Origin of the sequence: Collinsella aerofaciens (assembly GCF_040926405.1) — a bacterium.
In the GTDB taxonomy this organism is placed as follows: Bacteria; Actinomycetota; Coriobacteriia; order Coriobacteriales; family Coriobacteriaceae; genus Collinsella.
In genome coordinates this window covers 96,844-109,110 of the sequence record NZ_JBCOIG010000004.1, presented here as the reverse complement: position 1 = coordinate 109,110, position 12,267 = coordinate 96,844, and the positions used below count along the sequence as shown (strand labels likewise).

The 12,267-nt window shown below is 63.1% G+C and carries 9 protein-coding genes, 1 tRNA gene and 1 pseudogene; 2 read left to right on the top strand and 9 right to left on the bottom strand.

Annotated elements, in window-relative coordinates; translation table 11 throughout:
- The 4 genes and pseudogenes from AB5758_RS03085 to AB5758_RS03070 all read right to left on the bottom strand — a co-directional run.
- A pseudogene (locus tag AB5758_RS03085) lies at nt 1-711 on the bottom strand (proton-conducting transporter transmembrane domain-containing protein); the annotation flags it as partial.
- Between the two features lie 283 nt (nt 712-994).
- Nucleotides 995-1,390 (bottom strand): helix-turn-helix domain-containing protein, encoded by a 396-nt coding sequence (locus AB5758_RS03080; protein ID WP_329738837.1) that lies wholly within the window; start codon nt 1,388-1,390, stop codon nt 995-997.
- A 447-nt stretch (nt 1,391-1,837) separates the two neighbouring features.
- Nucleotides 1,838-3,868, bottom strand: a complete 2,031-nt coding sequence (gene bilR, locus AB5758_RS03075; RefSeq protein WP_368141117.1) for a bilirubin reductase, long form — start codon at nt 3,866-3,868, stop codon at nt 1,838-1,840.
- Between the two features lie 447 nt (nt 3,869-4,315).
- Nucleotides 4,316-4,392 (bottom strand) — tRNA-Met (locus AB5758_RS03070).
- A gap of 196 nt (nt 4,393-4,588) precedes the next feature.
- Between AB5758_RS03070 and AB5758_RS03065 the strand changes: the two genes are divergently transcribed.
- A complete protein-coding gene (locus AB5758_RS03065) occupies nt 4,589-5,362 on the top strand; it encodes a type III pantothenate kinase (RefSeq protein ID WP_161115240.1) in 774 nt (257 codons plus the stop codon).
- A 196-nt stretch (nt 5,363-5,558) separates the two neighbouring features.
- Here the strand turns inward: AB5758_RS03065 and AB5758_RS03060 are convergent, their stop codons facing one another.
- The 3 genes from AB5758_RS03060 to AB5758_RS03050 all read right to left on the bottom strand — a co-directional run bounded on the left by AB5758_RS03060 (nt 5,559) and on the right by AB5758_RS03050 (nt 8,851).
- Entirely contained in the window at nt 5,559-6,260 is a 702-nt protein-coding gene (locus tag AB5758_RS03060; protein ID WP_368141116.1) for a hypothetical protein, read from the bottom strand.
- Entirely contained in the window at nt 6,261-8,003 is a 1,743-nt protein-coding gene (gene folP, locus AB5758_RS03055) for a dihydropteroate synthase (protein ID WP_217107394.1), read from the bottom strand.
- 95 nt (nt 8,004-8,098) lie between these two features.
- Nucleotides 8,099-8,851 carry an NAD-dependent protein deacylase gene (locus AB5758_RS03050; protein ID WP_346979234.1) on the bottom strand — a complete coding sequence of 251 codons (753 nt, stop codon included), beginning with the start codon at nt 8,849-8,851 and terminating at the stop codon, nt 8,099-8,101.
- Between the two features lie 113 nt (nt 8,852-8,964).
- Between AB5758_RS03050 and AB5758_RS03045 the strand changes: the two genes are divergently transcribed.
- A complete protein-coding gene (locus AB5758_RS03045) occupies nt 8,965-9,783 on the top strand; it encodes an exodeoxyribonuclease III (protein WP_368141115.1) in 819 nt (272 codons plus the stop codon).
- 149 nt (nt 9,784-9,932) lie between these two features.
- On the opposite strand, the gene AB5758_RS03040 is transcribed toward AB5758_RS03045, so the two are convergent.
- The gene (locus AB5758_RS03040; protein ID WP_195239926.1) at nt 9,933-10,646 is read right to left on the bottom strand and encodes a DUF6580 family putative transport protein; all 714 of its coding nucleotides are present in this window, start codon (nt 10,644-10,646) and stop codon (nt 9,933-9,935) included.
- A 4-nt stretch (nt 10,647-10,650) separates the two neighbouring features.
- Nucleotides 10,651-12,243 carry an ABC transporter ATP-binding protein gene (locus AB5758_RS03035; protein WP_368155356.1) on the bottom strand — a complete coding sequence of 531 codons (1,593 nt, stop codon included), beginning with the start codon at nt 12,241-12,243 and terminating at the stop codon, nt 10,651-10,653.
- Nucleotides 12,244-12,267 lie beyond the last annotated feature (24 nt).

Here is a 12,267-nt window from a genome sequence, read left to right as displayed (position 1 = left end):
GCCCAGCATGTTGAGGATGATCTGGATAAAAGCGTTTTTGATGGCCTCGGGCGTGCGCGTGTAGCCAATCATAAGAAACGAGCACACGGTGGTGATTTCCCAGCCGCAGAACAGCCACTCGAGGTTGTCGCTCGTCACGATGACGAACATGGCCGAAAGGAACAGGAACATAAGCGCCAGGAACTGCGGGCGACGGTCGGGCGCGGTCTGCCCGTGCAGTGCGGCCTCGTGCTCGTCATGGGCCTGGAAGTCCTTCATGTAGCCCAGGGCATACACGCAGATAAGGCTGCCGACGATGCCGACGGCGAGGACCATGATCACGCTCATGTAGTCCAGGTAGAGCGGCGTCGCCGTGACGGCTTCGGCCGCGGGCAGCGTCATGGTCGCAAAGGCAACCGAACCCACCAGCTGCACCACGCCGAGCACCGTGGTGAGCGCGTTCCTATATTTGTACGCGTTGTACAGGATGACGGCGCACAGGATGACATCGATGACGGAGCTGATGATCGAGAGCACATGCGAGGTGCCGGGGGCAACCTCAAAGCTCTGCGGACCCGTGCCAAAAAACATAACGGCGACTACAACTGTCACCGCCATAATCATGCCGGAACCTATGAGCCCCACCGCATCGCGGGCGCGGTCACCGCGCGCGAGCAGCATGCCCAGCGCCGGCACCAGCGGAAACAGGGTAAGGAAATACAGTAGCGTCATACCATCACTCCCCCATGCAAAAACGCTGCAATTGTTTAACGTTATAGCTCAATTGAGGAGTGGCGGCGGCAGGTTTTCGGTCAACTGGGGAGTTTTAGGCGTACGGGGTAAGGAGTCTGTCCGCATTGGAGTAGGGGGGTGACGCTCCCTTACCGCAGCGGCAGGCGCGCGGGCCACTGTGCGCGGTTTATTGGCCACGTTGGAAGATGTCCCGATAGGCTCGCGGCAGTCCGAAAAGTTGGCGCGGCAAAAATGCGCCCCTGTGGGCGCACCATCCCGTTCGCTATTCCTCCTTTTTAACGCGCGGCTTGCGACCGCGCGGCTTATCGACCAGCGCGGACTCGCCGCTCTCGCGATACTGGCGGCACCAAGCCTTGACTGAAGACTCGCTGGGAATCCCATACTTGATCATGGTCTCGCGAACCGTCAGGCCGTTTTCCAGACGGTCCTTAACCACGGCGAGCTTTACTTCGTACGAATAGGTGTGATGACGAGCGCCCGCGTTGAGCACGGCATCGGCACCGCCCACGTCATATGCGCGGGCCCACTGACGAGCCGTGGCCTGGGGAATGCCAAGCTTTGCGGCGAGGGCGCGGTGACCAACCCCCTCTTGGAGGATCTCGACGGCGCGCTGCCTAACCTCGGGCGCATGCGTGCGAGTCCTTGTTGCTTCCGACATACCTGCCACTTCTTAGCCTTAACCGTTAATCTGCCTTCTTACGTGCATGTTAGATAGTAGCATTTTGCTGTTTGCACGTAGCAGTTAATTGAAAATCGCAACGGTGGCATCTGGGCATTTGCCATTACTTTGCAACAGTTCTTTAGGTTTTATTTACGCAGCTAGTTGGCCCGCGGCTCATTGACGGTGTTTTACCAACCAGATTGGTATCTTTTTGTTTGGCTGGTATGGTTTGCGCAATTATTAACCCCTCCCCTAATAATTTTGAGCGGTCTGCAAGGCAGCAGACGTCCTCACTCCTCATGATTAGCGCGCTTGCCATCCACCGGAGCAAAACGAAAAGGGCGGGACCTGCTGCGCTTGCAGACCCCGCCCCGGTTGACACCCGATGGGACGCAGCCGGGCGAGACAGGTCCGTGCTACCGCCCCGCCTGGCCGCGAAGTTAACTACAGCTCGTTGGCCGCGTGATATGCCGTGCGAATGGCGCTCGCAATATCGGCGGTGCGCTCGCCCGAGCAGTCGCCCACGCAGGTCACGGGCACCGTCACGCCATCAAGGTCAAACGCGTTGGCCTTGGAGCCCACGGCCATCACCACGTAATCGCAGGCGATCTTCACCGGCTCCTCGGCGCCGTCCTCGGTGGTGCGAACAGCCTCCACGCCCTCGTCGGTAATGGCGGTCAGGCGGGTCTTCACGTGCTGCTCCACGTTGTGCTCGGCAAAGTCGCTCATAATCAGCGGCAGAATGGTCTCGGACTCGCCCGCGGCAATCTTGTCGAGCATCTCCACGATCGCCACCTCGCAGCCGTGCTGCAGCAGGTACTCGGCAGTCTCGGTGCCCACCAGGCCACCGCCAATGACGGCGACGCGGCCCGCAAGCTCCACCTTGCCAGCCAGCACGTCCCAGCTCGAGACGACCTTGTCCGAGTCGGCACCCGGAACGGGGATGACCACGTCGTGTGCGCCCACAGCCACAATCGCGGCGTCGGCGGCGTTGAGGTCCTCAGCGGTAGCGGCATGGTTGAGCTCGACTTTCACGCCCAGGCCAGGCAGAATCTTCTCGTAATACTCGACCGAGCGCATGATCTCGTCCTTGCGCGGGGGCGCGGCCGCCAGCACAATCTGGCCGCCCAAGTGATCGCTCGCCTCGTAGACGGTCACATCGTAGCCGCGCTTGGCCGCCACGCGCGCGGCCTCCAGGCCGGCGATGCCGCCGCCCACCACGGCGATCTTCTTGTCGCCCTCGCCCGGCTTAATGGCGATGGTCGCCTCGTCGCCGTTCTCGGCATTGAGCACGCACGAGATGTACTTGCGGTTTTGAATCGCGTCGACGCAGCCCTTGTTGCAGTTGAGGCACTCGCGAATGGGCTCGCCCGTGGCGGCCTTCAGCGCAATGTCGGGGTCGCACATGAGCGAGCGGCCATAGGCGATGATGTCGGCCGCGCCGTCTTCCAGAATCTTCTCGCCGGCCTCGACCGAGACAACACGGCCGACGGTTGCCACCGGCACGGAAACCAGGGCCTTGACGCGCTCGGCAACGGGCAGCGTCCAGTTGTAGGGCATGGCACCCATAGGCGGAATGGTGTCGCCCATGTTGCCGGTATGATTGGCCTGCGCAACCTGGATCATATCGATGCCCGCGCCCTCGAGCAGCTTGGCAAACTCGCAGGCCTCGTCGGGCTGCAGGCCGCCCTTGCCGCGCGGCGTGCCGTCGGGGTTCTCCATGATCACGGGGAGCTTGTACTCCACCATCAGCTGCGGCGCGGCCTCCTTAATGGCGGCGACGACCTCCAGCGCGTAGCGGACGCGGCTCTCGAACGAACCACCATACTCGTCGGTGCGCTGGTTGAGGATGGCCGAGCACAGCGAACCCACCAGGCGGTCGCCATGGACCTCGATGGCATCGATGCCGGCCTGCTGTGCGCGGGCGGCCGAGGCAGCAATGGCCTCCTTGATCTGGGTGAGCTGCTCTACGCTGGCCTCGTTCACAAAGTGCTGCATATCGTGGTGCAGCTTGGCGTATGCCTGCTTGCGAATCTCGTTGGACTCGGCCATCTTGGCGGCAAAGGTCTCCTCGTCGCCGGCGGCCTTGGCCTCCTGCGCGGCCTTGGCGGCGACCATGGAGCTCATGACCATGCGGCCGACACCGGGCACGTCGTACTCGGGGTGGAACAGCTGCAGCGCAACCTTGGCACCGTGCTTGTGGACGGCGTCGGCCAGCGCCTTAAACGTAGGGATCTGGGCGTCGGTTGCCAGCTTGGGCGTGGGGCTCGCGGTCATGACGGGAGCGACGTCGCCGATGACGATGTAGCTCACGCCGCCACGGGCCAAGCGCTCGTAAAAGGCCAGGCTGCGCTCGCCGATGGAACCGTCGCGCTCCTCGTAGCCGGTGGTCAGCGGCGGGAACATAATGCGGTTCTTGAGCTCAAGGGGGCCAACCGTAATGGGCTGAAGCAGCTTGGATGCAGGTGCGGTCATGGACATTCCTCTCTTGTAGGCGCGGCGGCGATGTTGCCGCGTAGTTGTCTAGAGGATATGGCATGGGAATACAACAGCGCAACGGAAATCGGCGGACAGCAGGTAGCGGCAGGTGGATGGGGCAGGGCGGCCCGTCGGTTTGTCTCAATCTGTAACAGTTACGCGGCAAAACTGGGTCTTACTGTTACAGATCGAGACAAACCAAACCCGCCTGCTAGAAAATCTCAATCTATAACAACAACTCGGCAAAATCCGTCCCTCGTGTTACAGATTTAGACAAACACGACCCAACCCACCGGTATATCTCGATCTGTAACACCTAGCCGCCCAAATCGGGTCTAGATGTTACAGATCGAGATTTTGTTTGAGAGGCCGAGAATTGGACCGAAAACACGGTCCCGAAATAACAAAAAAGCTCGCCGGCTAGGCCGACGAGCTGCAAGTTCTTGGTCGCGGGGGCAGGATTTGAACCTACGACCTCCGGGTTATGAGCCCGGCGAGCTACCAGACTGCTCCACCCCGCAATGTCTGGGCGCCTCATGTGCGCAAGAAAGAATATTACGCGGGAGTTCGGTAAACGGCAAGGAAAATCTCGTAGAGCATAATTCCTTCATATTTAAACCCCTCAGCCCCTATCACCGTAAACGAATCGCAGCCGAGCGCCGTCGACGGCACGTATACAATGGTGCGCGTCCTTTTATGCCGACACTGGGAGTAGACATGCTGCTCGCTATCGATATGGGAAATACGCAGACGGCCATGGGCCTGTTTGACGGAGACGAGCTGGTGCAGTCGTGGCGCATGCCCACCGACCGCTCCTATACCGCCGACGAGATCCACGTGCGCCTGATGGGCTTCTTTAAGATGTACGACCTCTCGCTCGGCGCGGTCGACGCGATCGCCTTTGCCGGCGTGGTGCCGCAGCTCTCGCGCGAATGGCACGCTGTGGCCGACCGCATTGCCGCAGACGCCATCGTCATCGGGCCGCAGACGGCCGCCGTGACCAAGCTGCGTGCGGCGCGACCCCAGGCCGTGGGCGCCGACCGCGTAGCTAACGCCGTCGCAGCCGAAGCTTTCTACGGCGCGCCAGCGATCGTGGTGGACTTTGGTACCGCGACCAATATCGACGTCATCGATGAGGACGGCTATTACATTGGCGGAGCGATCGCGCCGGGCATCCGCATCTCCATGGACGCGCTAGCTGCCCGCGCTGCCAAGCTCGCCAGCGTTCCGCTCGAGGCGCCCGAGCACGCCATCGGCCGTGACACCGAGGAATGCATCAAGGTCGGCGCCGTGATGGGCGCCGCCGCCATGGCCGAAGGCCTGGTCGCGCGCATGAAGCGCGAGCTGGGCCGCGACGATGCCACCGTTATCGCCACAGGCGGTCTCGCCGGCATCGTCGCCGATTCGACCGATGCCTTCGACGTGGTCGACGGACAGCTCACCATCAAGGGTATCTGCGAAATCTACCGCCGCATGCAGGAGCTGGGATAGGACAGGGGCTTAAGTCGAGCACGCCCGATGCCACAGTCCCCGCAAATGCTCGCCAAGCCTATTCCTCAAAATCGAAAAATTTTCAGTTTTGAGGAATAGGTCCGAGGTGCTACCCCGCAGTCACGCAAAGCCCTCCCCGGCACAGGCCGAAGAGGGCTTCGTTGTCATCGTTATCTTTGAGCGCGGGTGCCTCGCGTTACAGTCCGCGAATTCGTACGGCCTCGGGCGGAAACTCCTGCTCGCCGGCATCGGTCTTAATGGTCGCGCGGCCCCAGATGTCCAGGCCTGCAAACACACCGACCGCAAGCGGCAGGCCGTTGGGCGACACCGCCGCAACTTGGCGGCCCAGCAGCGGCACCATGTCGAAGTACTCGCCCAGCACGGGAGCCAGCGGCCCTGCGGCGCCTTGCGGCGTGTTGGCAACAACCGCCCAGGCGTCCACGCGGGCCAGCACGGCGGCGGCCAGCGCCTCGACCAGCGCTTCGTCAGCCACGTCCACACCAAGCTCGCTCAACGCCGAACGCTCAATATCCACCGTCACGGCACCGAACATGCCCGCAGCACCGGCACCGCCGTTCACGGCGACGCGCGCGAGCGACGTCTCAAACGCGGGCGCGCCGCACACGATGTCACTCGGCCACTGGATGCCCACTTTGCCGGCAAGCCCCAGGCCCGGCGTTGCGGCCGTGCCCGCGAGCACGTCCATCATACCCATTGCGGCCACAAACGGCAGGCCGTGGAAGGCGTGCATGTTCACATCGGGGCGCACGACCAGCGAAAACATCAGCGATGCATCGCCCGCGCTCCACGCGCACCAGCCCGCGGACATGCCCTCGCGGCCCGCGTCGCGCGCCGCGTCGAGCTCGGTGCCAGCGGCAACAGCATTCATCTCGATCATCTACATACGCCCCAATTCGCCCACGATATGGCCCACGCGGTCCTCGGGCTCCTTGACCTCGACGCCGTTGTAGCGGAAGAACCGCGCCGGGTCGTGCATCAGGTCCTCGAGCGGCACCAGCACAAAATCGCGTTCGCCGATCAGCGGATGCGGCAGGCGCAGCTTTTTGCCGCCGTGGGTCTCGCCGTCCATCCACAGCAGGTCCAGGTCGATGGTGCGCGGGCCGTTGGCCTTGGCCTTTTTGGAGCGGTCGCGCCCCAGCTCGGCCTCGATCTTCATAAGCTCGTCGAGCAGCACCAACGGCGCCAGCTCGGTCTTAATCTCGATGACGGCGTTGGCAAACGCGTCCTGGCGCGTCTCGTAGGCAGGCTCGCTCTCGTAGATCTTGGAGGAGTTGGACACGCAGGTGAGCGGAATCTCGGCGATCATCTCGCGTGCAGCGCGGATGTTGTCGCAGCGATGCCCCAGGTTGGAGCCCACAGCCACAAACGCGCGGCGCGGCTGCGGCTTGGCAACCGCCCAGTAACCGTTCAGGAACTGCGCAAAACCCGCGGCGTCGTGCACGCGCACGATGTTGGCACCGGCCTGGATGGCGCCCAGGCACACGCCAAACGTAGCGGCATCGCGCTCGGCGGCCTCGGTCACACCCGAGACGGCGCCCACAAAGCGCTTGCGCGACACGGCGCACATGAGCGGATAGCCCAGTGACGCCATCTTGGCAGTCTCGCGCTGGATGACGATGTCCTCGTTAGCCGACTTACCAAAGCCCGGGCCAGGATCAATGCAGATGCGGTCGCGCGACACGCCGGCATGGATGAGCGTGCGGGCCTGGTCGGACAGAAAGCCCATGACACGGCGCATGATGGGCGCCGAATCGGGCAGGGTGAAGCGGCGGAGCTGCGAGGTGGGCACGTAGGCTTCCTCGCGGCGGGCGCTGCGGCGCATCATGGCGGCCAGGCGGTCATTGGACTCCGATGCGGCCTCGGTGGCTGCGGGAGTGGCCTCGGGCGCGGGCGCGACGGTCTCGGCGGCAGTAGCCTGCTCGGCGGCCGGCGTCTCCTGCTCGCTTGAAGGCTCGGACGTGGGCTCCGGTTCGCCAAACGGCAACGAGGGCTGCACCACGCCGCCCGGAAGCTTGGCCTCCGGCTTAGGCTCGCCCAGCAACTTGCCGCGACGGCGGCGAGCCGGCTTCTCGGCCTCACGCGCGGCCTCGGCAGCCGCCTCGCGCGCCTTCTCGGCAACAAACGCCGCTGCCGAGGTATCGAGCTGCACCGTTGCGTGTGTGCGTGCGGGCGCGGCGACCTCGCCGGCATGCATCACGATGACGCCGCAGGTGCTCGTCTTAACAAACTCGACCATCTTGGGATCGGTGAAGCCGGTCACGTCATTGACGATCGAGGCGCCGCAGCGCACGGCCGCCTTGGCAACCGCCACATGACGCGTGTCGATCGAGACGATGGCGCCCTCCTTGGCCAGCGCGCGCACCACGGGCAGCACGCGGCGAGCCTCCTCGTCGGGGTTGACCGGGGTAAAACCGGGGCGCGTGGACTCGCCGCCCACGTCGATGATGTCGGCGCCGGCGTCGAGCATCGCCAGGCCGTACTCGATGGCGGCATCGGGGTCGAAGTGCTCCCCGCCATCGCTAAACGAATCGGGCGTCACGTTGAGGACGCCCATGATGCGCGGACGGTCAAAGCTGAGCTCGTACTTTCCGCACCGCCATGTCTTGCTGTCGTTCGCCATGAACATCCTCCTAAAATGCCCACGCCGCCGAGCCTGGGGAGCTGGCGGCGGGGTCGCTTTGCACTCAGTCTTTCTATTGTATCCGCGCGCGCGGGCTAGAACGCAAACGCGGCCGCGATGTCGCAAGAAATCAGCAGGTCGGCATTTGCATCCTGATCGGTGGGAGCAAGATTGCAAATGGCCAGCGTATCGCCGGTAAAGTAACGCGTAAGGCCCGCCGCCGGATACACCACGAGCGAGGTCCCGCCCACAATGAGGGCATCGGCCGCGGCGATGGCGGCAACGGCGCCGGTCAGCACGTGCTCATCGAGCGGCTCCTCGTAGAGCACCACATCGGGCTTAATGCGCCCGCCACACGCGGGGCACACGGGCACGCCCGCGGCGTCCTCGTGCTCGCGCGAGCAAATCCACTCGGCGCTATAGACCGCGCCGCACGACTGGCAAATGTTGCGATGGACCGATCCGTGCAGCTCGAACACGCGCTGTGAGCCGGCCATCTGATGCAGGCCGTCAATGTTTTGCGTCACCACGGCATTTAGCTTGCCGGCGCGCTCCAGCTCGGCCAGCTTGGTGTGGCAGCGGTTGGGCTTGGCGCCAAGCGCGATCATCTTGGTGCGGTAGAAGTCGAAGAACTCGGCCGGGTGCACCTCGTAAAAGCTATGCGAGAGCATGGTCTCGGGCGGGTAGGCAAACTGTTGGTGATATAGGCCGTCCACGCTGCGGAAATCGGGGATGCCACTCGCCGTGGAAACGCCCGCGCCGCCAAAGAAGACCACGCGCTTGTGGGTGCCAAACAGCTCCGCCAGCGCGGCGGAGGCCTGTTTGGAGTCCGTTATCGCCTGCGTCATATGAGTCCTCCGTCCGTGTCTCCGGGACGGCGGCGTTCGCACTATCACTCGCGGACTCCGCCCCGCTCTTGTTGCGTTAATCTTAAGCCTGCCAACCCCGTCGAAAGGACACCATGCCTCAGACTTACACCTTTGCCTCGTGGAACGTTAACGGCCTGCGCGCCGTGCTCAAAAAGGACCCGAGCTTTATTCAGATCGCGCAAGAACTCGACGTCGACATCTTGGCGCTGCAGGAGACCAAGCTGCAAGAGGGCCAGGTCGATATTGACCTGCCCGGCTATCACCAAACCTGGAGCTACGCCGAGCGTAAAGGCTATTCGGGCACTGCGGTCTTTAGCCGCCAGGAACCGCTGCGCGTGCTGCACGCCGACGCGCTGCTACCCTACGCCGGCGAGGGCGAGGCCGCCGAGCTCGTTGCCCAAGCCGCAACCGAGGGCCGCGTCTGCGCGCTGGAGTTCGACAAGTTCTGGTTTGTGGATGTCTACACTCCCAACGCGCAAAACGAACTCGCCCGCATCGACGTGCGCATGGCCTGGGACGATGCCTACCGCGACTTTTTGAGCGCGCTCGAGCGCGAGACCGGCAAACCCGTCGTGACCTGCGGCGACTTTAACGTTGCGCACGAGGAGATCGACCTTAAGAACCCCAAGTCCAACCGCGGCAACGCAGGCTTTTCGGACGAGGAGCGCGGCAAGTTTACCGAGCTGCTCGACGCCGGCTTTACCGATACCTGGCGCTCGGCAAATCCGGACGTCGAGGGCGTCTACAGCTGGTGGAGCTATCGCTTTAATGCCCGCAAGAACAACGCCGGCTGGCGCATCGACTACTTCCTGGTAAGCGACGCAATCGCCGCCAACGTTCGCGACACCGGTATCCGTGGCGACATCTTTGGCAGCGACCACTGCCCCGTCACCCTCACGCTAGAGCTCTAGCCCCAAGTAATTCCTGGGAGGACAGAGGAAAACAGATCATGTGACCCCTCTCCCCCTATAAGGTGCGGTGGAATAGTTCCTGTTTGGGCAGCAAATAGCCAAAAACGAGAACTATTCCACCGCAAGTTCGTGAGGAAACGCGAAATGCCTTACAGCCCGTATTTCACGACGACACGGTTAATGCGACGGCACCAGGGCTTGTACAAGGCGGCCAAAAACACGCAGGTCGCGAGTCCGTGCGTGATATCGAACGGCACGGCGGTGGCAAGACGTGCCACGGCACCTGCCCAAGTAAGCGGCTGTACAAAACCAATGATGTCGTAGGCGTTGATCACAACGCCGTACAGCAAACCCGAAGCAAAGCCGTAGGTCAGCAGCGCCGGCATACGCACGGTGCCATCGGCGCGGTCGAATGCACCCGCATACGCCAGCGCACCGCCAACGTATCCCACGAGCCCCCAGGCATACATCTGCCACGGCGTCCACATGCCCTGCCCAAAAAAGAAATTGCTGGTCAGCGCCGCCAACGCACCGACCATAAAGCCGTTACGACGACCGAGTGTCGCCCCGGCGATAATGGCGATGGCACTCACGGGTTTAAAGTCGGGAATGGGTCCAAACAGGATGCGCCCCGCCGCCGCCAGCGCCGCCAGCACCAGCGTGGGCATAATCTGACGCAGGCCTGGACGCGATGCCTCATAGCCCGCAAAGAACAGCGCAAGCACCAACGCCACCACAACCAGCATGGCCAACGCTGCCTGCTCAACACCCGCCAGCAACGCGGCAGCCATCACCGCCGGCACCGCCAACAACAGCGGGATCTCCAGTTTTGCAAGCAAACGCGAGAAACGACAGTCCGTCATCCCATCACGCCCTATAGAACACGTTGTCGGCAAAGAAGTCGGCCGGGGACTCCATGCAGGCAATCTCGCCGTCAAACATCATGGCGACGTCGTCGGCTACCTGCTCGGCAAAGTCCAAATCGTGCGTAGCCATGATGACGGTGCCGCCAGCCTTCGCATGGTCACGCAGGGCGCGGGCGATGGTGCGGCGACTCTCCAGGTCCAAGCCCTTCGTGGGCTCGTCAAGCAGCAGCAGCTCGGGGCCGATCAGCAGCAGCTTTGCCAGTGCGAGCAGCTGGCGCTGTCCGCCCGAGAGGTCGTAGGGGTGGCGCGTCTCCAGGCCGTCCAGCCCCAAGCTCGCCGCGCGCTCCCGCGCCACGGTCTCGTCATATCCGCAGGCTGAAGCCCATTCCATCAGCTCGTCGCACACCGTCTCGGCAACCAGCAATGCTTTGGGATTCTGAGGCAGCAACGCCGCCGAGGCCGCTCCGCGCACCATGCGGCCGCGCTGCAGCTTGGCGGTCTTCGCCAGCACCGAGAGCATCGTCGACTTACCGCATCCGTTGCCGCCCACGATCGCATGCACCGCACCGGCCGAAAACGACGCATCGAGCCCACGCAACACCCAGCCGGACGCTCGATCGTAGCGAAACCAACCTTCCGACAGGGTGGTAGCCGACCCAGCGTGCATTTTTTGGAGTATTCTGCTTCCATCCGTGCGCGAGAAGGCTTCCAAGCCGTTCTCGAGCGACGTTTGCGCCACAAATTCGGACGATTTGTCCAATTCCAAACTTTTTTTCGCGCTCGATACGCCCCCGGGCGGCTCCAGAGAGCCCAAATTGTCCTCACGCCTGCTGAATACTCCGTTTTTTGCACATCGGATGGCACCCCACCCCAACGTGTCATCGGAAAACAGCGATTCTCGGCGTCCCAAAGATGCCATATCCGCCGCCTCGTGCACGCGGCCATCCTCAATCCGGTACGCACACGTCGCGTATTCGAGCATTGGGCGCGGCTGATGCGTCGCCACAACAACCGTGCAGCCCAGCTCGCGATTCACACGAAACAGCGCGTGCAGGAAATTCTTCTCGGCAACGGGATCGAGCTGAGACGTGGGCTCGTCGAGCAGCAGCACGTGCGGGCGCAGCGCCAGAGCGGCCGCCAACGACAGCAACTGTTTGCGACCACCCGAAAGCGTGTCAGTATCGCGGTGAAGCCAATCTTCCAGCCCAAAGAAATAGCTGGTCTCAGCTACGCGACGGCGCATCTCATCACGTGCTAGCCCCAAGTTTTCCAGGCCAAACGCCATCTCGTGCCACACGGTTTCGCACACGATCTGGTTCTCGGGATCCTGGAACACATAGCCCACGCGCTCCGCCGATGCCCGCACGTCCATGTCGGCAACGTTCTCGCCCAGCACGCTCAGTTCGCCAGTGCGCTCGCCCGCCGGAGCGATCTCGGGCTTGAGCAGCGACAGCAGCGTCGACTTACCCGATCCGGTACCGCCAACAAGCAGCGCAAATGCACCTTGGGGAACAGACCAGTCGAGCCCCTCGAGCACCGCAGCATCAGCATCGGGGTAGGCAAAGCTCAGGCTCCGCACCTCAATCGCCGGCATATCCGGGCCGCACGCAGCGCCCGA

Coding starts and splice junctions, on each gene's coding strand:
- bilR (WP_368141117.1), bottom strand. CDS start 3,868: ATGACCGCACCTGCATCCAAGCTGCTTCAGCCCATTACGGTTGGCCCC.
- AB5758_RS03060 (WP_368141116.1), bottom strand. CDS start 6,260: ATGATCGAGATGAATGCTGTTGCCGCTGGCACCGAGCTCGACGCGGCG.
- AB5758_RS03065 (WP_161115240.1), top strand. CDS start 4,589: ATGCTGCTCGCTATCGATATGGGAAATACGCAGACGGCCATGGGCCTG.
- AB5758_RS03035 (WP_368155356.1), bottom strand. CDS start 12,243: ATGCCGGCGATTGAGGTGCGGAGCCTGAGCTTTGCCTACCCCGATGCT.
- AB5758_RS03050 (WP_346979234.1), bottom strand. CDS start 8,851: ATGACGCAGGCGATAACGGACTCCAAACAGGCCTCCGCCGCGCTGGCG.
- AB5758_RS03040 (WP_195239926.1), bottom strand. CDS start 10,646: ATGACGGACTGTCGTTTCTCGCGTTTGCTTGCAAAACTGGAGATCCCG.
- AB5758_RS03045 (WP_368141115.1), top strand. CDS start 8,965: ATGCCTCAGACTTACACCTTTGCCTCGTGGAACGTTAACGGCCTGCGC.
- folP (WP_217107394.1), bottom strand. CDS start 8,003: ATGGCGAACGACAGCAAGACATGGCGGTGCGGAAAGTACGAGCTCAGC.
- AB5758_RS03080 (WP_329738837.1), bottom strand. CDS start 1,390: ATGTCGGAAGCAACAAGGACTCGCACGCATGCGCCCGAGGTTAGGCAG.